The 22438-nt window shown below is 54.5% G+C and carries 21 protein-coding genes and 1 pseudogene; 9 read left to right on the forward strand and 13 right to left on the reverse strand.

All coding sequences use genetic code 11. The features are described from left to right. Positions 1-185: 185 nt before the first annotated feature. Together MHZ89_RS04630 and MHZ89_RS04635 are read left to right on the forward strand one after the other, a co-directional pair. Complete coding sequence (locus MHZ89_RS04630; protein WP_311782016.1) at positions 186-431, forward strand: hypothetical protein; 246 nt, start codon at positions 186-188, stop codon at positions 429-431. Positions 432-545: 114 nt separating this feature from the next. Beyond that, entirely contained in the window at positions 546-1628 is a 1083-nt protein-coding gene (locus MHZ89_RS04635; RefSeq protein ID WP_311782017.1) for a malate/lactate/ureidoglycolate dehydrogenase, read from the forward strand. A gap of 35 nt (positions 1629-1663) precedes the next feature. On the opposite strand, the gene gntT is transcribed toward MHZ89_RS04635, so the two are convergent. Continuing rightward, a complete protein-coding gene (gene gntT, locus MHZ89_RS04640) occupies positions 1664-2980 on the reverse strand; it encodes a gluconate transporter (protein WP_120451372.1) in 1317 nt (438 codons plus the stop codon). Positions 2981-3267: 287 nt separating this feature from the next. Between gntT and MHZ89_RS04645 the strand changes: the two genes are divergently transcribed. Next, positions 3268-4419 (forward strand): iron-containing alcohol dehydrogenase, encoded by a 1152-nt coding sequence (locus MHZ89_RS04645; RefSeq protein ID WP_311782018.1) that lies wholly within the window; start codon positions 3268-3270, stop codon positions 4417-4419. Positions 4420-4456: 37 nt separating this feature from the next. On the opposite strand, the gene MHZ89_RS04650 is transcribed toward MHZ89_RS04645, so the two are convergent. The 5 genes from MHZ89_RS04650 to MHZ89_RS04670 form a co-directional block, all read right to left on the reverse strand. Beyond that, positions 4457-5281: a Cof-type HAD-IIB family hydrolase gene (locus MHZ89_RS04650; protein WP_311782019.1), complete on the reverse strand. Its 825-nt coding sequence runs from the start codon at positions 5279-5281 to the stop codon at positions 4457-4459. Positions 5282-5442: 161 nt separating this feature from the next. Then, the gene (locus tag MHZ89_RS04655; protein WP_311782020.1) at positions 5443-5910 is read right to left on the reverse strand and encodes an RcnB family protein; all 468 of its coding nucleotides are present in this window, start codon (positions 5908-5910) and stop codon (positions 5443-5445) included. A gap of 833 nt (positions 5911-6743) precedes the next feature. Continuing rightward, on the reverse strand, positions 6744-7445 hold the full coding sequence (locus tag MHZ89_RS04660; RefSeq protein ID WP_311782021.1) for an EAL domain-containing protein: 702 nt from the start codon (positions 7443-7445) through the stop codon (positions 6744-6746). Between the two features lie 315 nt (positions 7446-7760). Next, positions 7761-8855: an ABC transporter substrate-binding protein gene (locus tag MHZ89_RS04665; protein ID WP_311782022.1), complete on the reverse strand. Its 1095-nt coding sequence runs from the start codon at positions 8853-8855 to the stop codon at positions 7761-7763. A 109-nt stretch (positions 8856-8964) separates the two neighbouring features. Beyond that, positions 8965-10260 carry an HAAAP family serine/threonine permease gene (locus tag MHZ89_RS04670; RefSeq protein ID WP_311782023.1) on the reverse strand — a complete coding sequence of 432 codons (1296 nt, stop codon included), beginning with the start codon at positions 10258-10260 and terminating at the stop codon, positions 8965-8967. A 370-nt stretch (positions 10261-10630) separates the two neighbouring features. Between MHZ89_RS04670 and MHZ89_RS04675 the strand changes: the two genes are divergently transcribed. Further along, positions 10631-11755 carry an AI-2E family transporter gene (locus MHZ89_RS04675; protein ID WP_311782024.1) on the forward strand — a complete coding sequence of 375 codons (1125 nt, stop codon included), beginning with the start codon at positions 10631-10633 and terminating at the stop codon, positions 11753-11755. Between the two features lie 184 nt (positions 11756-11939). Here MHZ89_RS04675 and MHZ89_RS04680 read toward each other — a convergent pair whose 3' ends face one another. The 6 genes from MHZ89_RS04680 to MHZ89_RS04705 all read right to left on the reverse strand — a co-directional run bounded on the left by MHZ89_RS04680 (position 11940) and on the right by MHZ89_RS04705 (position 16666). Next, positions 11940-12506, reverse strand: a complete 567-nt coding sequence (locus MHZ89_RS04680) for a UPF0149 family protein (protein ID WP_120451361.1) — start codon at positions 12504-12506, stop codon at positions 11940-11942. Between the two features lie 450 nt (positions 12507-12956). After that, entirely contained in the window at positions 12957-13322 is a 366-nt protein-coding gene (locus tag MHZ89_RS04685; protein ID WP_311782025.1) for a hypothetical protein, read from the reverse strand. A 7-nt stretch (positions 13323-13329) separates the two neighbouring features. Then, positions 13330-14475 carry an NADH:flavorubredoxin reductase NorW gene (norW, locus tag MHZ89_RS04690; RefSeq protein WP_311782026.1) on the reverse strand — a complete coding sequence of 382 codons (1146 nt, stop codon included), beginning with the start codon at positions 14473-14475 and terminating at the stop codon, positions 13330-13332. Positions 14476-14479: 4 nt separating this feature from the next. Further along, the gene (norV, locus tag MHZ89_RS04695; protein WP_311782027.1) at positions 14480-15949 is read right to left on the reverse strand and encodes an anaerobic nitric oxide reductase flavorubredoxin; all 1470 of its coding nucleotides are present in this window, start codon (positions 15947-15949) and stop codon (positions 14480-14482) included. 221 nt (positions 15950-16170) lie between these two features. Next, positions 16171-16404 carry a DUF2526 family protein gene (locus tag MHZ89_RS04700; RefSeq protein WP_311782028.1) on the reverse strand — a complete coding sequence of 78 codons (234 nt, stop codon included), beginning with the start codon at positions 16402-16404 and terminating at the stop codon, positions 16171-16173. Between the two features lie 4 nt (positions 16405-16408). Further along, positions 16409-16666, reverse strand: coding sequence for a hypothetical protein (locus MHZ89_RS04705; RefSeq protein WP_311782029.1), 258 nt, complete (start codon positions 16664-16666; stop codon positions 16409-16411). 150 nt (positions 16667-16816) lie between these two features. Between MHZ89_RS04705 and norR the strand changes: the two genes are divergently transcribed. The 3 genes from norR to MHZ89_RS04720 all read left to right on the forward strand — a co-directional run bounded on the left by norR (position 16817) and on the right by MHZ89_RS04720 (position 20150). Next, on the forward strand, positions 16817-18337 hold the full coding sequence (norR, locus tag MHZ89_RS04710) for a nitric oxide reductase transcriptional regulator NorR (protein ID WP_311782030.1): 1521 nt from the start codon (positions 16817-16819) through the stop codon (positions 18335-18337). Positions 18338-18531: 194 nt separating this feature from the next. Next, positions 18532-19155 carry a pyridoxamine 5'-phosphate oxidase family protein gene (locus tag MHZ89_RS04715; protein ID WP_311782031.1) on the forward strand — a complete coding sequence of 208 codons (624 nt, stop codon included), beginning with the start codon at positions 18532-18534 and terminating at the stop codon, positions 19153-19155. 83 nt (positions 19156-19238) lie between these two features. Further along, entirely contained in the window at positions 19239-20150 is a 912-nt protein-coding gene (locus MHZ89_RS04720; RefSeq protein ID WP_311782032.1) for an alpha/beta hydrolase, read from the forward strand. Between the two features lie 10 nt (positions 20151-20160). Here the strand turns inward: MHZ89_RS04720 and MHZ89_RS04725 are convergent, their stop codons facing one another. Continuing rightward, positions 20161-20706, reverse strand: a complete 546-nt coding sequence (locus tag MHZ89_RS04725; RefSeq protein WP_311782033.1) for a GrpB family protein — start codon at positions 20704-20706, stop codon at positions 20161-20163. 271 nt (positions 20707-20977) lie between these two features. Between MHZ89_RS04725 and MHZ89_RS04730 the strand changes: the two genes are divergently transcribed. Together MHZ89_RS04730 and MHZ89_RS04735 are read left to right on the forward strand one after the other, a co-directional pair. Further along, positions 20978-21391 (forward strand): hypothetical protein, encoded by a 414-nt coding sequence (locus tag MHZ89_RS04730; RefSeq protein ID WP_311782034.1) that lies wholly within the window; start codon positions 20978-20980, stop codon positions 21389-21391. Positions 21392-22089: 698 nt separating this feature from the next. Beyond that, positions 22090-22308 (forward strand): annotated as a pseudogene (locus tag MHZ89_RS04735) (L-serine ammonia-lyase, iron-sulfur-dependent, subunit alpha); the annotation flags it as partial. Between the last annotated feature and the right edge of the window lie 130 nt (positions 22309-22438).

Consider the following 22438-nt stretch of genomic DNA (forward strand, 5'->3'; position numbering starts at 1 on the left):
GCCCGCCGCTGCGGCTGGTGCCCGCGCTTTCCAGAAAAGCCCGATCTATTTCTGCGACGCCGGTCGCAGCAGTTGCTTTTTTGACCACCTCGCGCTTCGTTTTGACCTTTGCGACCCGCTAAACTTTTAGCGGCAAAGGCAGGCCTCTGCGAGAACCAACGTAAGTCGAGCAACAAGGAGACATTATGAGCACGATTAATACCAGTATGGGACGCTACAGCCTTAAAGCGAAAAACGCGGGCGATCATATTAAAGGATCTTTCGCTATCAATGATGAAGGCGGCACGCAGCTCACCATGCAAGAGTTTGATGAGCACTATCTGGATGATGTCGTCAACAACGTGATCTACCCCGTTACCGGCGGTAATCGCGACATTACGCGCGCGCTGCGTGATCAAATGGTGAAAGCCGGTTTTGAACAGCCGCATTGACGTTCGCCCTGGGCCACACCCTGTGGCCCTTCTCTTCTGCTGAACGCTCCACACTTGCCGTTGCCGTTTTTTGGTCGCAGGATGCGGTTGTACCCATAAAAAGGAGAAACGAAGGTGAGTGAACTCTATCGTATCAATGCCGCGCGGCTGCACCAGTTTGTGCAGGCGATCTGGCTGCATGCCGGCAGCGAATCTGACGAGGCGCGCCTGGTGGCAGATCATCTGGTGGCGGCGAATCTGGCCGGACACGATTCCCACGGCGTCGGCATGATCCCCAGCTATATGACCTCGTTCAGTCAGGGACATCTGCAGCTTAATCAGCATCCGGTGCTGGAGAAAGACGCCGGCGCGGTGCTGACTTTTCACGCCCGTTCCGGCTTTGGCCAGGTCGCCGCTTTTGAGGCGATGCAGCAAGGTATTGCGCGTGCGAGACAGTCAGGCATCGCCGCGGTCGGGCTGCACCATTCACATCATATTGGCCGAATCGGTCACTGGGCAGAACAGTGCGCGGCGGCAGGTTTTATCTCATTCCATTTCGTCAATGTGATGGGCGATCCGATGGTGGCGCCGTTCGGCGGCAGCGATCGCCGTTTTGGCACGAATCCATTCTGTGCCATCTTTCCGCGCCGTAACGCCAGCCCGCTTTTGCTCGATTTTGCCACCAGCGGCATCGCCTTTGGCAAAACGCGCGTCGCCTACAATAAAGGGGTCGACGTGCCGCCTGGCTATCTGATCGATCATCAGGGCAAGCCTACCGAACACCCTGCCGTCATGCATGAAGCGCCCTACGGCTCGCTGCTGCCGTTTGGCCTGCATAAAGGCTACGCGCTGGCGACCCTGTGTGAGATCCTCGGCGGCGCACTCTCCGGCGGGCGAACCACCCATGACGAAACGGTGCTCGCCAGCCATGATGCAATCTATAACTGCATGACCACCATTATCCTTAACCCGGACGCGTTCAACGCGCCGGCGATGCAGGAAGAGGCGGAAGCCTTTCTTGAGTGGGTGAAACGGTCGCCGCAGAGCGGCAGCGAGCCGATACAGGTACCAGGGGAATGGGAAGAGGCGAATCGCGCGCTGCGCGAGCGTGACGGGATCCCGCTGGACGCCAACAGCTGGCAGCAAATTTGCGCCGCGGCGAAACAGGCAGGCATGCCTGAAGAGGAGCTGGCCGCGTTTCGCGCGCTGGCCAGCTAAGGCTATCCGCCGGGCAGCGCGCCCGGCGGATGGTTTTAAATCACATACGACAGCAGCATACAGCCCACCAGACCGCACACAGAAATAATGGTTTCCAGCGCCGACCAGGAGCGGATGGTTTCGCCAATTGTCAGGTTAAAATACTCTTTAAACAGCCAGAAGCCGGGATCGTTGACGTGGGAGAAAATAACGCTGCCCGAGCCGACCGCAATAACCATCAGTTCCGGGCTGGCGCCGCTGCTGGCGATCAGCGGCGCGACAATGCCGCCCGCGGTGATCGCCGCCACGGTGGCGGATCCCAGCGCAATACGCAACACGGCGGCAATTGACCAGGCCATAAAGATCGGCGAGACGTTGCTCTCCTGCATCATCGCGGCAATATATTTATCAACGCCGCTGTCCACCAGCACCTGCTTGAACGCCCCGCCGCCGCCGATAATCAGCAGCATCATAGCGATGATTTTTATCGAGTCGGTAATGGTGCCCATTACCTCATCCATGCTGCGCCCGCGGTTCAGGCCGAAAGTGAAGATCGCAATCAGCACCGCAATCAGTGTCGCCATCACCGGATCGCCAAAAAACTCCGCATAAGGCAGCAGCGCATGCCCTTTCGGCAACGCCATTTCCGCCAGCGCACGCAGCGCCATCAGCACCACCGGCACCAGCGCAGTCCAGACGCTGACGCCGAAGCCCGGCATCTCCTCTTCGCTGAAAGTTTTCGGGTTATAGAGCCCTTCCGGAATAGGCTTATCGATGCTTTTCAGAAAGCGGGCGTAAACCGGTCCGGCAAGAATCACCGTTGGGATGCCGAGCAGCGTGCCCCACAGCAGGGTTTTGCCCATATCGGCGTTGAACAAGGTGGCAATCGCCGTCGGGCCGGGATGCGGCGGCAGGAAGCCGTGTGTCACTGACAGGGCGGCCGCCATCGGCACGCCGACGAAGAGCAGCGGCACGCGCGCAGACGCGGCGATGCTAAAGACCAGCGGCAGCATCAGCACGAATCCCACTTCATAGAAGAGCGCGAAGCCAACGGTAAAACCGGTCAGCACCAGCGCCCACTGGATATGCTGTTTGCCGAACTTCTCAATCAGCGTCGTGGCGATGCGCTGCGCGCCGCCGCAGTCAGCCAGCAGCTTGCCGAGCATGGCGCCAAATCCCATGATGAGCGCCAGGCTGCCGAGCGTGCCGCCGACGCCGTTTTTAATTGAAAGGATGACTTTATTGACCGGCATGCCCTGCATCATGCCAACCACCAGCGCCACCAGAATCAGCGCGATGAATCCATTGAGTTTGAAGCGAATCATCAGCAGCAGCAGCAATGCTACCCCGATCGCCACAATAAGTAATGGCATAGCTTTTCTCCACCTTACTGACCGGCCAGCGCCAGCAGCATATTGTTATCATGGGTCCGAATCGGACGTTGGGTACGGCATCGAAAAAATGGTTTACAGTCTGACATAACTGTTACCAGTAACATGTTAAGGGTAACATCCTGTTGAAAGCACCTCCCACTGAGGTTGAATTTCTGTTTTGCGAAGGTGATCAACTTTTCGTCGCAGCGATATCGGAAAGTTTGCCGCTGCCGGACGCTGGCTTTTAGATACACTCTGATTTTCCCTTTTAACTTAAGGATGTTGCGGTGAGTGAGAACCTGAGCGAGCTGTACAGCAATCAACGAACCCTCTCTGGACGCGGAAGCATCAATAAGCTGGTGCCGCTGCTGAGCGCCGATCCACAGCCTACGCTGCTGTTCTGCGGCCGCTCTTTTCTTAACGGGCCGATCTATGCGCGACTGAAAAACGAGTTAAACGATCTCATTATTGGTTATGAAATCGTGGCGCATGAAGCGTCACCGGCTGAGATTGATGCCTGGGTCACACGCTGGCGCGGTCATGTGGATCGCGTGGTGGCAATTGGCGGCGGCAGCGTTATCGACGCGGCCAAAGCTTTTAGCGCCATGATGCAACACCCGCTGCCCACCGCGCGCTATCTGGAAAAGGTCGGCGATACGCCGGTGCAGGCGGTTACGCTGCCGCTGATCGCCGTACCGACGACTGCTGGTACCGGCAGCGAGGCGACACAGAACGCGGTGGTGACCGATCAACACGACATCAAGGTGAAGGCTTCGCTGCGCCATCCGGTATTTGTGCCGCAGGTGGCGATTCTCGATGCGGATCTGCTGAAAGGCGCGCCCGATAAGGTACTGGCGACCTGCGGCATCGACGCCTTCACCCATCTGTTTGAGGCCTGGCTCTCAGGCAAGGGCAATCTGTTTACCCGACAGCTGGCGCTGACCGGGCTGAAGCTCTTCGTTCAGGCCTGGCCCGCGCTGAACCGCGACGATGCGCAAGGCGATACGGCGCGCGAAGCGATGATGATGGCCTCCTGGCTCGGCGGCGTCAGCCTCAGCAGCGCCGGCCTGGGCGTTATCCACGGCATTGCGGGCGAACTGGGCGCGATCAAGCCCTACCACCATGGCGAAGTTTGCGGTCGCCTGCTCTTTCCGTTCCTTGATTTACTGGCAGAAAGCCGCGAGCCGCAACAGCAGCAGCTGATGCAGGCGCTCCATCAGGAACTCTTCGCCGAACCGGAAGCCCAGCCGGCGCGCTTCCTGAAAAACTGGCTGCAACAGCAGGCGATTATCCCTTTCTGGCAGGAGCCTCAGACGCTGAGCAATGAGGATGTTGAATGGATTCTGGCGCGCGCCAACAGCAAAAACTCGCTGGTGAATTACAGCCAGCAGGCGATGCGCGCGATGCTTATGCAGGGATGGGACGTGACCTCAGCATAGCGAGAACGGGCAGCTCAGCTGCCCGTCAGCGTGGCCTTTATGCGAATGGCGGTTCGCCCGCCAGCATCTTCTCGATGACCTGCAATACGCCCGCGTCGCTGTTGGCGGGCGCGGCATAGCGCGCCGCCTCTTTTACCCGCTGCGGCGCGTTTGCCATGGCGAAACTAAAACCGGACTGTCTGAGCATTTCCAGATCGTTGCCGCCGTCGCCGAACGCCAGCACCTGCTGATGATCGATGCCCCAGCGCTGCGCCAGAATATTCAGGCCGTTGGCTTTGTGATGGCCCGGCACAATCAAATCCACCGAGCCGTGTCCGCTTGAGGTTGCCGCCGCCGCGCCCTTATGCAACCGCTGAATATCCGCCATCAGCGGCTCGACATAATCATCGGACAGGTTAAGCGCGAACTTAAACAGCCGATCGTGGCTGGTCTCTTCCAGCGATTGTATTGCCTTCAGGCGATGGCAGTAATGACGCATTTTCGCCAGCCACTGCTCATCAGCGCCCTCGAAGTAATAGGCGCTTTCACGGCCGCACAGGATATAGCGCAGCCCCGGATAGTCGCCTTTTTGCAGCGTATCGAGCAGCGCGTAAACGTCCGGACGGGAAAACTCGCCGCAAAACAGTTCTTCTTCGCCATCCAGTATCCAGGCACCGTTCTCCGCCACAAAGGCGATTTCACTGGCGATAGTCGGGAAGAAAGATGTCAGCTGGTAGTACTGATTGCCGCTGGCGACGACAAATTTAATATCGCGCGCTTTCATCTCTTCATAGCAGCGCATAAAGCGCTGGCGGTCATACTGCTTTTGGTTATCAAGAAAGGTGCCGTCCATATCAACCGCCACCATTTTTACCGCTGTCATCTCGACTCCTTATCAGGCGAAAGGGAACAGTGTGGAAGCAAAGCATAGCCTGGAGAGCGTGAAAAAAAGAGGAACAGGCGCGCGCGCAGGCAGCCGGTTTTTAGGGAGGGAGAGATGGGGAGAAACAAGAACGGGCGGCCTGCGCCGCCCGTATTACAGGCTTAGTTGAATGCGTTGCCGATAATCAGCGAGGTGATAATGCCCGTGGCGGCAGCAATCAGCACATAGTTGCCATCGACATAGGACCAGTATTCACCGCGCGGCGGCTCCGGCAGGCGGCGAGCGCGCCAGTCATCGACCCGGTAGTGAGGACCGCGATATTCGTGCGGCATCGGATGACCGCGACGGAAATCATGGCCGTTCCAGGCAAAGTGGTCGCGGTCGCGATCTTCATGGCGATCGCCGCGTGGTCCGCCGGCAAAGCGATCGTGCTGCGGGCCGCGATCCGGGCCATGACCTTGCGGGCCACGTCCACGATCGTCGTGACGGTCACCGTCGCGGCGGTCGCCGTCGTGCTGCTGCCATGGCTGTCCATGATGATCGCCCGGGCCGTCAGCCCAGGAAACCGTAGAAATCAGTGAGCTGCATGCAATAAAAGTCGCGATAACGCGTAGTGTTGTTTTTTTCATCATATACCTCCAGTAGCAACAGCGAGAGTCGCGCCGTTGAGATGTACTATCGGTTATATGGGGTCAGGTCTTCATCTCCAAAAGTCTTAAAAATCGGTAACTTACAGACTATTACTCCGTTTATCGCTTTCTTAACACTTGGCAGAAATTATGGAGAGAGCTGGTCCTGGGAGGAGACACGCCGCATAAATAGCGCAGAGGCAAAATTCGTTATTTCTTAACGCGTAAAATATAGCTGAAAGTGAAGCGTTAAACAGAAGGAAAAAACAGATGAAAAACCCGATCGAAACCGATCGGGGGAACAGGAATTCCTTAACACCGAATACCGGCTAATCCTTGCCAAATCAAGGAAAAAACTAGAGTTCACAACACCACATCACTAGTGTTGAAGCTCAATCTTATCACTCTTTATATTTCTGTCACAGGTAATTATCTGAATTAGGATATTTCCTTTTTCCTTTAAGAAGGCTTATCCCTTTATTTCTCGCCGCAAATTAGATGAACCGTTAAATAATATCGCTCTGATTCATGTAGAGAGAGAAACAGGTCTGGGGTCTGACCAGGTGGGCAAACTAATTAATGCTTTCATTAATTTGCCTGCTAAATATTACGTCACTGAAATAGCGGACCACACTGGCGCCTGTCCGCACTCCGCCTGCCTGCACTTGTCAAAGCCGCAAGGGCAGAAAAAGCATGCCCGCAACGGTTTTTTCAATTTCTTTACGTTGCATCTCATTTAATATGCAAAAATGCAGGCATCAGTAATTATAAATGTGCAACTGGTCACAAGCAGACACCTTCACAACGGCGTCTGCATGGCGATATAAAGCGCGTCAGCCTAAATATTGTGGCAGCTCGTCAATCTCCAGCGCGCTAAAATAGTATCCCTGTAGCCCGTAGATCGGTATATGTTCCAGCGCTGCTAAATCCTCTTTATTCTCTACGCCCTCCACAATTATCTGCGGACAATAGCGCTGAATAATGGTCATTAATACCGGAAAAATGGATTTATCCTTTTGCTCCCAGAAAAAGCGCTTGTCAATTTTCACCGCGTCAAACAGGCCGGTATAGAGCGCTTCCAGGTTGGAAAAACCGGTGCCGAGATCGTCAAGAAAGAAACAGAGGCCGCGCGCCTTAAGCTGCTGTAAGGTTGCGCGCACGTCATGCTCTTGCAGAAAGTCGATATTCTCGGATACTTCCAGCCGAAGCACGCTGGCGATGCTGAGCAGCCATCCCAGCCGCGCCTCCTCCTCCAGCATGGCCACCATATCCCGATCGATATTAATACTGATAAACAAACCGCGCTGCTCAAGCAGCGTCACGATCGGCGACAGGGCAGCAAGCTGCTCATACAGCAGTTTGCGCTTCTCGCTGTGCGTCATATTTTCAATCACCATAAAGGGATTGCGTGGTTTACCCGCCTCCGAGGTATAGCGCGTCAGGAGTTCAAAACCGATACAGACGCCGCTCTGCGACATCACCGGTTCAAGAATAAATTTTTTATACAGCGTGGAGGCCAGGGAGTGTGTAGTCATAAACACCTCGGGCAAAGCCCAAACGGCAGCGATCGGTTACCTGAAACGGTCAGAGCTTCCTGCGGCAACCAGCGCTACCCAATTGATAATCTGTTTTTGCACTCCCTGTTGCAGAGTTTATTGCGTACGCGCGCGATAAACGCGCGCATTTCACCACGTTTTCTGGTTTTGGCAATCTTTTTCGACTGGTGGCGCTGAGGACGCAAAGAATAAAGCGGACCTAAATACAGAAAGCAGTACGTATTAAGAGTAGCGAAAGATAGCGCAGGGGGAAGGTAAATTAACCGCGCGTTTTGTCAACGCGCGGCCAGTTGGTCAGGGATAGCTTAAGGTAACGGGCGCGTCCGGCAGTCGGGTAAAGTGGGTCACGATATAGTGAAAATCGGCCGTGGGATTGAGCTGCGTAAACCGCTGCGGATAGAGATCTTTAGCCAGAACTTCCATGCCAATAATGTTGTAAGGATGGTTATAGAAGTGGTGGTAAACGCCATAAACCCGACCATTCTGCACTGGCGCGATCTGCTTCAGCCCGGTGCGGTTCAGCAGGCCGCTGAAGGTCGCCGAGACCTGCTGCGCTGTGGTGTTATAGCCAAACGGCAGCACCCCTGGATTAGGACGCTTCGAGCCGGTCATAATATAGACGTCCGGCTTCATCGCGATGATTTTTTCCAGCGAAACAAAGCCTGCGTTGCCCGGCAGCAGCGCAGAGCCGATATTTTTACCGCCCACCGCTTCTACCAGTCCGCCCCAGCCGTTGTGGCCGTGAGTGAAGCAGCAGTTATCGCTGTTGCCGGCTATCGGTTCGATAAACACCGTCGGCTTCTGCGGCACCTGTTTGATAGCGGCATCAAGCTGCTGCAAACGCTGCTGATAGAAGGCGGTATAGTCCCCCGCTTCTTTCTCGCGGTTCAGCACCTGGCCCAGCAGTGCCACGCTGCGCATGGTGTTCTCTTTCGGATGCAGTTCATAGTCGATAAACAGCACCGGAATATGAAGCCCCTTCAGGGTATCCAGCACGCCTGACTGCTGCAGCGCCGATTTCGCGCGCAGCTGGGCGATCATCAAATCTGGCTTCTGCGCCAGCACGCTTTCGAGATTAACCTGCCCCTGATCGTTGAACCCCATATCGACGATGTTGGTCGCCTGCGGCCAACGCTGTTTCAGCAGATCCCAGGTCTGGGTATCCTGCTTTTTCGGCAGGTTATTCCACGCCACCACGCGCTTAAAGGGATTGTCACGGTCCAGCAGCGCCAGCGCCAGCACGTCGCGGCCATCCTGCAGAATAACATGCTGCGGCTCATGGTCGAGCCGGATGGCGTTGCCGTCCAGATCGGTTACCTGCAACGGATAAGTGGTTGCGCCGCATGCCGCCGACGTCAGCAGTCCGGCCAGCAGAAGTCCCTTGTTCATCGCTTACTACCTCAGTAACTAATAATTATTCTCAATAAAGTTAGCATGTTGCCGGACGGGAAAGCTATAGCAGCAGCGAAACGGCCCGCGCGTAGCGGGCGCGTCCTGCTTAGCTGAACAGGGAGTAGAAGATAGCGGAAATCGCCACCAGCCCGATCAGCACGACGAAAAGATTGCTGAGATGTCCACTGTATTTACGCATGGCGGGAACCGTACGAATGGCGTACATCGGCATCAGAAACAGAATGATCGCAATAACCGGCCCGCCCAGAGTTTCAATCATATCGAGAATGCTCGGGTTCCAGCTCGCCACCAGCCAGGTGCTGAGCAGCATAAACAGCGCCGTCGCCCGGTTCAGTTTCGCAGGGGCCAGAGTTTTACCGCGGCTGTGCAGCATTTTATTGACCAGCCCGTTAAAACCTTCACGCGCGCCGAGGTAGTGGCCGAGGAAAGATTTCGTAATGGCGACGATGGCGATCAGCGGGCCAAGCCAGGCGATAACCGGTACGTTAAAGTGATTGGCGAGATAGGAGAGAATAGAGATGTTCTGCGCCTTCGCCGCAGCCAGATCCTCCGGCGACAGGCTGAGCACGCAGCTAAAGACAAAAAACATCACCGTCGCCACCATCAGCAGGTGTGAGCAGGCAAGGATGCGCGAGCACTTGCGTTCCGCGCCTTCGCCATACTCCGCGCGTTTCGCCACGGCGAAAGAGGAGATAATCGGCGAGTGGTTAAAGGAGAACACCATCACCGGGATCGCCAGCCACAGCGTCATTCCTATGCCTTTGCCGCTGCCGTCATGGTGCAGCGACAGCGTCTGCAGCGCCGCGCTGTGCCAGTGCGGGATCAGGTAAACCGCCAGCAGCATCAGCACCGCGACAAAGGGGAAAACCAGAATGCTCATCGCTTTGACGATCATCTGCTCGCCAAAACGCACGACCGTCATCAGGCCGATGATCAATATCAGCGACAGCAGCACGCGCGGCGGCGAGACCAGCCCAAGCTGGTGCTCGATAAAGCTCTCGACCGTATTAGTGATCGCCACGCTGTACATCAGCAGAATAGGGAAAATGGCAAAAAAGTAGAGCAGCGTAATGATTTTGCCCGCGCCTGCGCCGAAGTGCTCTTCCACTACGTCGGTAATGTTTTCTCCCGCGTTTTTGCCGGAGAGCACGAAACGGGTGAGCGCGCGGTGAGAATAGAAGGTCAGAGGAAACGCGAGAATCGCCATGATGATCAGCGGCAGCAGTCCGCCGACGCCTGCATTAATCGGCAAAAAGAGTACGCCAGCGCCGATAGCGGTGCCGTAGAGTCCCAGCATCCAGGTGGTATCGGATTTGCGCCAGCCGCGTTCTGCTGGCGTCTCTGCGGCGGCCGTAAGGGTGCCGGTTTGCGTGGTTTTCATCTGCCTGTCCTGTCTTTATAACGTCAACGCCGCCGACGGTGAGTTTGCGTCGACGGCCACATTGTTGTGCCGCCCTGCCCCACCGCCTGGCGGCAGCGCAGTCAGAAGACGCAACAAAAAAATTCGTTTATCCGCAGCGGGAGTAAACGATTGCGCAGGATTTTTACACACCTTTACGACAGGCTTCAACAACAGTGCGTTAATCGTGCATATTCCAGGCGATTAACCGTTATTACGACGGCGCGGCGCCATTAACCAGGCCGGGCTGGCGCGGGAGATTGATATTTTTAAACGAAACCACAGATTGGCATTACAAAGCAGGCCGGGCGTTCTATAGTTCATCCGCAACACTTAACCCTGAGGTTTATGCATGCGTGTTAAAGGATTAAATATCGGTTTCTTCATTGTGATTCTGGCAATGGTCACCGTTGCGTTTTTCGATGTGCTGTCGCCCTATTTTTCGCCTATTCTCTGGGCCGCTATTCTGGCGGTGATCTTCGCCCCGCTGAAGGTCTGGCTGCGGCATAAGATGGGCGATCGTAACGGTCTGGCATCGTTGATTACCCTGCTGATTATCTGTCTGATCGTGTTTACGCCGCTGGCGATTATCGCCTCTTCGCTGGTGGTGGAAATCAACGCCGTCTATCTCAAGCTGCAGACCAATTCGGCGCAGTTCCCGACGGTATTTGCCGATCTGCTGCAGCATCTGCCTGGCTGGCTTCGCAATTTCCTCTCTGAGCATCAGTTGAATAATGCGACGCAGATCCAGCAGAAGCTCTCGACCTTCGCGCTGAAAGGCGGCCAGTATATGGCGGGCAGCGTCTTCCTGATCGGCAAAGGTACATTTACCTTTACCGTCGGCTTCGGCGTCATGCTCTATCTGCTCTTTTTCCTGCTAAAAGATGGCTCCTATCTGGTGCATTTAATTCTGGAGGCGCTGCCGCTCTCTACTTACGTAAAGCATCATCTCTTTATGAAGTTTGTCGCCGTCTCACGCGCCACGGTGAAAGGCACCGTGGTGGTGGCGCTGGTTCAGGGGGTGCTCGGCGGGCTGGCGTTCTGGTTTGTGGATATCGACGGCAGCCTGCTGTGGGGCGCGCTGATGGCGTTCCTGTCGCTGATCCCCGCCGTTGGCTCGGCGATTATCTGGGTGCCAGCCGCGATATTCTTCTTCGCCACCGGCGCGCTGTGGAAGGGCCTGTTTATCGTCGGCTTCTTTGTGGTGATCGTTGGGCTGGTGGACAATATTCTGCGCCCGCTGCTGGTAGGCAAAGATACCAAAATGCCTGATTACCTGATCCTGATCGCTACCCTGGGCGGCATGGAGATCTACGGCATTAACGGCTTTGTGATTGGTCCGCTAATCGCCGCGCTGTTTATCGCCTGCTGGAACCTGCTGTCGGGCAAGGATAACCGCGACAACGCCGAAGAGATTGACGAAGAGTTTATCGAAGAAGGGAAAAAGCAGTCAGACGAGGCGGCCATCAATCAATAAAGCAGGAACCGTTGTTTGACATAGTGCCCGCGCGGGAGAGTTGGTCCGATCGCAAAGACGCAAAAACGGCATCCCTGCCAGCTCGGCCCGCGACATCCTTGTCGCGGGACGCTTTGCTCTTCGGTCCAACTCCCCCGCTTCCATACTCAGGTGCGGTCTGAAACGCCCTGAATACAGTGCTGTTTTAGTGAACCGCGTCTGTCTTACCATGCCAGTAGTTGTAAAGGCGCAGCGCCGCAGGCTGAATCGCGTCGGTGCTCTGTAAATAGGCGATCTCATCCATGCCGTCGAGCTTCTCCACCTCATCGATATCGCCATGCAGCGCAATCGCCTGCAGCGAAGGCTGCAGCTCAGCAGGCAGCTCAGGCCACTCAGCCAGCGCCACTCCCGTCATGTAGCCGAAACACCACTCTTCCACCACCAGCAGTTCGCGACCGTCCATTTCACGGTAGCCAAACAGCGGTTCGAACTGTTCCGGGTAGAGGCTCAGACGCTCGGCGATATCGTTCATCATCCGTGCGGCCAGGGTGTTGAAACGCAGCTCATCCGCAGGATCGTCCCAGTCCGGCGTAGTTTCGCCCCAGATAACCGGCTTCATCGCATCCAGCGCCAGCGGCGACGGGCTGGAGAGCGCGGCGGTGAAAAGGCCGTCCAGCTCGCTGATGTCAATCAAGCCGTCTTCGCTGTCATGCTCCATCAACACGTCTTCCATCCACTCGATCTCGTCTGCATTCAGTGGGCCTGTAGCCATGGTAATTCCTCTTGTGGTGTATCGAAGATGTGGGTGGTTCGCGCTGTCAGGCTGACCCACGGTAAAAGTAGATGAGAGACCTGAGCCTCAGCAGGGAATAAGTCTAGCTGCGGGTAGTGTGCCTGAGAGGAGACGCGAAGCCAACTGAAGAGTCCAGCGGCAAGGCGCTCAGTCAGTGATAAAAGCGTCGCCTGTTTCTCAGTCGCGCCTCGGTATGAAGCCGGTCACCAATTTGATAGCAGAAAAAGCCCGCTTCAGGCTGCTTTTCGCTGCTACAGCCAGGCGCTGTCAGGAATGGCGGTTTTCTCACCCGCTATTAATGCGCCGCACGCATTAATGTCCTGAAGCCCCCACTCTACCGCTATGCGTCGCCGTTGCGAGTATCTTTACGGCTTTTTCCCGTTTTCACTGCGCGTTAGACAAGGCCGCAATCAGTAATGCTGAGTGTGGCTACCCCGTGACTTTGATCCCCTCCGCGGGCTCCCAGAGGTTCCACATCTGCCAGAAAACATCGGCAACGGCTTCTTTAAGATTTTCCGGACGAAACTGAACGCCGCTGCAGGCGGAGCCGAGCTTTGCCTCGATCCGCGCATCGCTCTCATGAGTGCCGAGGCTCATCGCGAAAAAATCACAGTTCATGCTTAGCCAGATAATTCTGCCGCAGGTACAGGAAGAGGGATTATGAAGGGTAACGCTTGCTGTTGAGGTATCAGTGCTGTTCATCGTATGACCTTTAAAAATTGCGCGGCGCAGGCCGATGATTAACCGGCCTGGCAGCAGGAGGCAACAAAGCCTGGTGCGACTTTCAGTAAGCAAAGCCTCGTTAAGCGGCGCCAGCCAGCTTAATCTCCTTTAGCATGCTGAACGCCATTTGCATGTGATCCTCACTGACGACAAACGCCCGCAACTCGCCGCTCTCGTCATAGCCTTTAGCGATAATGCCGGTCGGTGAAAAGGTCATTTGCCACTGGTAGGTGGGATTGGCCGGATCGCCCGCCAGATGGAGCGGCATAGCGGGCGTTTTAACCTTGATTAGCATGGCGGGCAGCGTCAGTTTCGCGCAGCCGCCGGTCAGATTCTTGCCCAGCGTCATCGCTGCCAGCATGGCGGGCTGAAGGTAGGGCAGCAGCCTTCCCTGGATTTCCGCACAGTCGCCCAGCGCGTAAATATCAGGCGCGGAGGTGGCGAGCGCGTCGTCAACCACAATGCCGCGGCGCACCGCGATGCCCGCCTCCTGCGCCAGAGAGAGGTCGGGACGCAGGCCGATAGCGCACAGAGCGGCATCGAAGCACCCGCTCTCACCGTTGCTGAAGCGGACTTCCAGCCCGTTTCGATCGCGAACCAGCCCGCTGATTTCCGTCTGAAAACGAAACTGAACGCCGCTGCGCACTAAGCGATTCTGCAAACGACCGCCGATCTCAGGCGGCAGCAGCGCGGAAAGCAGCGTTGCGCTGCGGTCGACGACCGTGACCTGTTTACCGGCGCGATTAAGATCCATTGCAAGCTCTGTTCCGATCAGCCCGCCGCCGATCATCAGCACCCGCTTCGCGTTGATCAAACTGGCTTCGCATTTCCGGTAAGCCTGCTGGCTGTTCAGGGTATAAACCAGATCGCTGCCCTGTATGGCGGGAACGATGGGGCTGGCGCCGGTGGCGAGAACAAGCTTGCCATAGGAGAGCTCGCCCGCGCTGGTCTGAACGCAATGCGCCGCCCGATCGATACCCCTGACAAAGGTAAAAGGATGCAGCATGATGTTCTGGCTTTCCGCCCACTCCGCCGCCGTCTGACGGGTTAAATCGTCCGCGCGATGCCCCATACTGAACACATGACTAAGCTCAGGCTTATTATATTCATTGCAGCTGTCAGCGGCGATGATACGAACCGGCACCGTTTTATCCTGCTGACGGATAAATTTAACCAGCTGCCGGGCAGCGAAGCCTGAACCGATAATGACAATATCTGCTGGCACTGACTTAACCCTCGTATGGATCGAATACGGATTTACCCAGCGCACAGCCGGGACAGAGGAAATCCTCCGGCACCGCTTCCCACGCGGTGCCGGGCGCAACCGCCTGAGCGGGTTCACCCTCGGACGGGTCGTAAACCCACTGGCATACCGTACAGATCATTTTCTGACCGCCCGCTTTGTCCGCCTGCGTCATGCCGTATCCATCGCTGCTTTCAGGCGTCGCGGCGGCAATAACTGCCGCGGCGCTGTCAACGGAAGGCGCTGCCGAGGGGATGGGAGAAAGCGCCCATTCGCGGGCAATGTTGCGACCGTGTTCACGACACGCTTCCAGCGCGGAGAGATCGGGACGCCATTTGGTTTTCAGGGCGATAGTCATATCAAAACCGGCATCCTGCAGGCGGGTCGCCACGCGATCGACGGCGCCGCCCGTCCAGCCATAGGAGCCAAACGCGGAGGCGCGTTTATTACGGAATTTCAGGCCGGTGATCTCCTCCAGCATGCCCGCCACCTTTGGCATCATCACATTGTTCATGGTGGAGGAGCCGACCAAAATGCCTTTTGAGCGGAAACAGGAGGTGATGATCTCGTTTTTGTCGTGGGCGGAGACGTTGTAAACCTTAACGGCAACGCGCGGATCCGTTTCCCGGATACCCTGAGCGATGGCATCCGCCATCATGCGCGTATTATTCGACATAGCGTCATAAAAGAGCGTGATGCGATCTTCCTGATAATCGGCAGACCACTTCAGATAAAGCTCAACAATCTGCGCCGGGTTGTCGCGCCATACCACGCCGTGGGAGGTGGCGATCATACTTAGCGGCAGATTGAAGCTCAGGATCTCGTTGATCTTCGCCGTTACCAGGCGCGCAAAGGGCGTAAGGATATTTGAGAAGTAGCGCTGGCACTGGTCGAACAGCTCGTGCTGGTCTACTTCATCGTTAAACAGGTGCTCATCGCAGTAGTGCTGGCCGAAAGCGTCATTACTGAACAACACGGCGTCCTGCGTCATATAGGTCATCATGCTGTCCGGCCAGTGCAGCATCGGCGTTTCAACAAAGATCAGCTTTTTGCCGTTGCCAATATCGAGCGAGTCGCCTGTTTTTACTATGTCGAAATTCCATTCGGGATGGTGATGATGGCCGTTTATCGAGTCTACGCCGTTGGCGGTGCAGTAAATCGGCGTGCCTGGGATCAACGCCAGCAGTTCGGCCAGCGCGCCTGCGTGGTCCTCCTCCGCATGGTTGATAATGATGGCGTCGATCGTTTTCAGATCGATCTCTTCGCTAAGATTCTTAACGAAATCGGTGCAGAACCGGAGATCGACGGTATCAATTAAAACATTCTTCTCTTCGCGGATAAGGTAGCTGTTATAGCTGGTGCCGCGCTGCATCTTGTACTCTTTGCCGTGAAAATGCTCAACTTCCCAGTCCCGTTTGCCGACCCAAAAAATATTGTTTTTTACATGAATGTTCATCAGATGCCCTTTTAGCCTGAGTTGAATTTCCTTAACTCAGTGCATCTGTCATGCCAGTTTTTAAGACTTTGATTTTAAAAATAATTATTTATAAGCATTGTCTAAAAAACCATTTTAAATATTGTCTCAATCACAATTAACTGTCTTAAAGACACTACTCAGCACATAAAAAAGCCCGCCGTAGCGGGCTTGTCTCGATCAGGGCAGGTTGTGACCCTTCTTTAAGTGATGAGGCCGCCGCGAGTCAGCCAGTTACGGCGCTGTTCGGCCAGCTCTTTTTTCTCTGTACTGTGCCGGAAAACCGCAGCGCGCAGGCGCTGCTGCTGGGTAAAGCGCTCCTCGCGCGTGAGCCTGCTATCTTCACTGAGTTCGCACAGCAGCACGTTCATCTCGCGAATAATATTATTCGCGATGGCGGTATCGACCGCTGTCATTACTTCATCCAGATGCGTCATGGTTTCACCCAATCCAGGTATTAAGCTGCTGTAACAGGAGCGAACCGGCAATCAGCAGCGACAAGGGAGTACAGGGAAGATCTAAGTCTACCCAGGCTTTGCGTCCGCCATATTCCGTTTCGAAACGAAGCCGATCTGGAGCGCGCTGGTAACAGGTTAAGTCTGGCCCTCGGCAGCCGACGAATGCGGCCCAGCGCAGCGCATTCGCGGCGGTGTTGATCTGTTTTGCGCTGAGCGCTTTTATCTTTACATGGTCGGACATTTCTCTGCTCCTTAACTTAATCACTAAGCTAATCAGGCATATGTCGTGCCACTTCTTAACTAATTGATTTGCATCAAGGGAGAAGACCCATACTGTATTTATAACAATCGTTAATATTGTTATTAAGACATCTATTGTGCAGGTGACACTATGGCTCTCTCAGTTGAAACCCTGGCGGCGCTGGCTGTCGATATTCAGAACGGCGTACGTGAGCGTGACCGCTTTATGCGAATGATAAAAAGCATCCACCAGGCGTTAAGCTGCGACGCTACTGCCCTGTTACGCTATGAAAATCAGCAGTTCAGGCCTCTGGCTACGGCCGGGCTGGCCCCTGACGTTATGGGCCGCCGGTTTAGCCTTGATGCGCATCCGCGGCTGGAAGCGATCGCGCGCGCAGGCGATGTTGTGCGCTTTCCTGCGGATAACGATCTGCCCGATCCCTACGACGGTCTGATCCCCGAACAGGGCGAATTACATGTTCATGCGTGCGTCGGCATGCCGCTTTTTTCGGGGCAGACGCTGATCGGCGCCCTGACCCTGGACGGCATGGACGCGCATCAGTTTGATGCTTACAGCGATGAGGAATTGCGCGTTCTTGCCAGCCTGACCGCTGGCGCTCTGAACAACGCCCTGCTGGTTGAGCAGTTAGAAAAGCCGCCCTCCTCCTTTATCCCGCAGCATATGCGGCCAGAAGGCAATGAGGAGATGCAGATCATCGGTGAGTCCGCGCCGCTCGCCCATCTGAAGAAAGAGATCGCCGTTGTCGCCCCCTCTGACCTGAGCGTATTGATCATGGGTGAGACAGGGACCGGCAAGGAACTTATTGCTCAGTCGATCCACCGCCTCTCCCATCGTGCCGCGCAGCCCCTTATCTATCTTAATTGCGCAGCGCTGCCGGAAAGCGTCGCAGAGAGCGAGCTGTTTGGCCACGTTAAAGGCGCTTTCACCGGCGCTATTCACGATCGGCCAGGTAAATTTGAACTGGCGGATAAAGGAACGTTGTTTCTGGATGAGATTGGAGAACTGCCGCTCTCGCTACAGGCTAAACTGCTGCGCGTGCTTCAGTATGGCGATCTACAGCGCGTGGGAGAAGATAAAGCTCTGACCGTCAATGTGCGCATTATCGCTGCGACCAACATGGATATGCGCAAAGCGGTCACGGAGGGCAAATTCCGGGCTGACCTTTATCACCGTTTAAGCGTTTTTCCCCTGTTTGTGCCCTCGCTGCAGGAGCGGCGCGACGATATCGTACTGCTTGCCGGCTATTTCTGTGAAAAGTGCCGGATAAAGTTTGGTTTGACCAGCATCGCCCTTAGCCCGACCGCCAGCGCCATGCTTGAAGCAGCAAGCTGGCCGGGAAACGTGCGCGAGCTGGAGCACGCCATCTATCGTGCGGTCATCATCGCGCAGGCGGAGTCACGCAGCGGCGAAATCATTTTGCTGCCTCAGCACTTCAACCTGAAAGGCGAAACGCCTCTTCGTTCAGCGCCGACTGAAATCGCGCCGTCGCTGCCCTTAACGAGCCTTAGCGAGGCAACCCGTCAGTTTCAATATAACTACATTAAACAGGTCTACGAAAACAGCGGGAAAATCTGGGCCAGAACCGCGCGTCAGCTGGAACTCGATCCGGGAAACCTTCATCGTCTGGCCCGCAAACTCGGCCTGAAGTAAAGACGCCGTTCACCGTCAGAACGAAGGATGGCCTCCTTTAACCGGGCTGACGGCTTCAGGCAGCGAAGCGATGTGCAGGCCGGGCTTTTGCCTGAGTAAAGCCGACCGCTATTCCGCAGTGCAAGTGCATCCCCGCCAGCCCTCATGTATAAAGGTGATGAGCGTATTCCTGAATACAAAAGGCGGCAGAGGATATGGCTTTTGAACAGACGTTTATTACGAATGATGCAGAGCTGGAACGGATTTATGGCGCAGTCGCAAAACCCTCTTTAACCAAGGAGACTGACCATATTCATCCGGCCTACCGCCCTTTTATCGAAGCCTCGCCCTTTGTGGCGCTGGCAACCTCAGGGCCGGGTGGACTCGATGTGTCTCCAAGAGGCGATCCGGCGGGCTTTGTCGTCATTGAAGATGCGAAGACGCTGTTATTGCCCGACAGGCGAGGCAATAACCGCATAGACAGCCTGCGCAACATTCTTCACGATAACCGCGTTGCGCTTCTTTTTCTTATCCCCGGCATTGGCGAAACGCTGCGCGTAAACGGTACGGCGAAGATCATGACGGAACAAGCGCTACTCAACAGGTTCGTCGTCAATAATCAACTGCCTAAAACGGTATTGCGCATTGCGGTCGAGAGCGTTTTTTTTCAGTGCAGCCGCGCCATCATTCGCTCAAAACTCTGGGATCCCGCCGTACAAATCAAGCGTGACCAGTTGCCCAGCCCAGGCTCAATTCTTCATCAGCTTTCCCAGTCTGAAATTAATGGCGATGCCTATGATCAGGCGCTGCCGGAACGATTAAAAAACACGCTTTACTGATATTGCCCATAATTTAGCGACGGCTATAGCTGGAGAGTCCAGCCTCTGATAGTGAGCAATACAGACAACTCGAGGAGAAAACCATGCCTATAGTTGAACGCGGCGAGTCGCCTTTCATTCCAGGTTTCAGGCTACAGGATATTACCCTTGCTAACGGCATCAGGCTGCGCGTCGCCACGGGCGGCCAGGGTAAGCCGCTGCTGCTGCTTCATGGCCATCCTCAGAACCATATTACCTGGCGCAAGATTGCCCCACGGCTGGCAGAAAAGTACCGCGTGATCCTGCCCGATCTGCGAGGTTATGGCGACAGCGACAAGCCCACCAGCGACGAGCAGCACCGCCCCTACTCTAAGCGCGTCATGGCGGAAGATATCAGCCTGCTGATCGAGGCGCTGGGCTATAAGCAGGTGGCTTTCGTCGGCCACGATCGCGGAGGTCGGGTTGGCCACCGGCTGGCGCTGGATCATCCCGACAAGGTGAGCTGCTGCGTATTCGTGGATATCGCGCCTACGGCGACCATGTATGCGCTGACCAATAAAGCGTTCGCTACCCGCTATTTCTGGTGGTTTTTTCTGATCCAGCCCTGGCCGCTGCCTGAAACCATGATTGCGAACGATCCCGGTTTTTTCCTGAAAAAACATATCGAAGGGCAGCTAAAAACCGCTGGCGCTACTTCCGAAGAGGTCTTCAACGACTATCTGCGCTGCTATCAGCAGCCAGAGATGATCCACGCGGTGTGTGAAGATTACCGCGCCGCCGCCACCCTCGATCTGGAAGACGACGCGGCAGACAGCGAGAAAAGGATCGCTTGCCCGCTACTGCTGCTGTGGGGCGCAAAAGGAACGGTTGGCGAACTCTATGATGTGGTGGCGACGTGGCGTGATAAAGCACAGCAGGTAACCGGCGAGGCGCTACCATGCGGGCATTCGCCCCATGAAGAAGTGCCAGACATTTTCCTGGAGAGGCTGTGCGCCTTTCTTGATGCGCAGTGTTAGTCTGCGTGATTTAAGGCGGTGATTCTGGGCTGTCAGACTTGCAGGGTCCATCTGCGTCATTCAGGGCCAGCATCGAATAATATTCAATAAAGTCCGCCTTAAGCGCGCTGTAGCGGTGAATATCGTTATTCGCTGCCAGCACCGCTGCATATTTTATGCGGGCATAGTGTGCTGCCACCGTTGCGTTTTTTATCAGGTAATCCCGAAACGCTAGATGTTTTACGATTTGGCTGTTGCCCTCGGCAAATGCGTGCACCTGATGGCTACGCCGATCGCCTCCCTTTATAAAATATCTGCGCCCTACAATACCGTTTTCGCCACGTGGTCTGTATCCAGCGCGGGCCAGCGCTGAGGTGCACCTGTCCAGCTCATTCAGCCCGACAACTTCCAGCAGTATGTCGATAACCGGCTTCGCTGACAGGCCCGGTACGGCCGTACTACCAATATGGTGAACAGCGATGATTACTTCTCCTGCAACAGCCTTTAACAACAGGCTTTCTTTTTCGAAGATTGTCGGCCATTGCCTGTCATAAGGAATAACGGTTGCCGTCCGCATTAACGAGCGCCCTTTTTTACTGTTGGCTTATCGAGAATAACCTGATTGCGACATGCTCAGCACGATTTTTCCTCGCTGCGCTTTATGACAGTTGAAATCTTATATAACGCCTGCACAACAGTGAGAGCAGGACGCGCGAGAAAGGTTATGCAAAACTACGTTCATAGTAAACCGGGTGATAAGCAATTTATTACTGCTTATGACCAATGCGGCTTTTACTATAAATACAGTACGTCATTGTTCATCAGAATATCTCACAAGGAAATTCACTATGGTTTTTACCGCTTCAGATTTAGCTCAACAGGCAATTAACAGCATCAATGCGCTGAAAGATCTGGCAGAAAACAGCGCCAGCGTACCGGATGATATTCAGGCCCAGCTCGATAGCTATGCCGAACAGGTGGACGATCTGAAAAGTCGTTTAGAAAAACAGGAAACCACCAGCGAACTTTATCGCAACGAGATTCTTGATAACAGCGAAAAAATGGGTTTCGCTGTAGAAATTCTTAATAAAATACATTCAGTTATTAATAGCGGCGTTGTTAATACTATGCCTGTTGAAGAGCAGCGTCAGATTGACGAAACGCTAATTTATATTGAAAAACGCCAGCAAGATGACGACGCATATCGTAAAGAAGGCGATGCAAAACCACGCTCCTATGAAGAGTACCGCCATCCTTTTTAAGCGGCAGCTACAATAAAAAACCGCCGAAAGGCGGTTTTTTATTCGCCTGGCATTTTATCTTTTACAGATATCCATCGCTTTTTCCGCTTCGCTGCCGATCATACGCCTGCCGTGCTTACGACTTATATCACGCTAAATACGCATGCAGGATTATGCAAAAAAATCCGTCATGTTTTTAGATAACATTTGCCAGATAAGCGTTTATCAACTGCATTCCGGAAATATCAAAACAATAACAGCGGAGAAGCAGGTAAGATTAATTAGCGTATTAGCATAAAGCACTCAGGCTAATTTTAAACTTGATCAATATAACCACTACCTAAGCAATAATGTAAATGATTTGTACTGACAGTAATAAAATATTGCAGCTAAATTCATTCGCCGCCTATTAATTCGCCTATGGACATTTTATTTATGGCGAAATCACTGATATGCAAAAAAAACAATCACTATCATTCATCGCAATTTCATTCATTATGAAAATGACAAGGGACAATATCCGCGGCCATTACAATTGCTCCGTTTAAATTATTTAATTTTTATCTGCATAGCTATATAGCTTCTGGAGATGTACAAATGGAACATACTCAAAACAGCACTCTTACCACACCACATACCCCTGTCGCCGCCTGGGGTAAAACAGATACGATCTAGATGCTGGGACTTTACGGTACCGCTATTAGGGCTGGTGTGCTTAGCTATCGGCATTTATGCTGGTTGCAATCGCCGTCGATTCACTCTATAAAGTGGACGCCTCTATATCTGGTGCTGAAGTCGGCTGTCAGGAAGAAGTTGGCGTCGCCTGTTCTATGGCCGCAGCTGGTCTTGCTGAATTACTGGGCGGCAGTCCTGCTCAGGTTTGCATAGCGGCAGAAAGTGGCATGGAGCATAACCCTGGCCTCACCTGCGCTCCAATAATAAATAAAACAACCAAGCATATTTTAAATACTCCTGAGCGCTCCCACCATTTCTAAAAAAACCTTCCGCCATACAGAGTGAAAGGTTGTTATTGAAAGTTCATTCTAGAATCGAGGTGAAAATACGTTT

Source organism: Pantoea sp. ACRSB, from assembly GCF_022346905.1.
Lineage (GTDB): Bacteria > Pseudomonadota > Gammaproteobacteria > Enterobacterales > Enterobacteriaceae > Pantoea > Pantoea piersonii.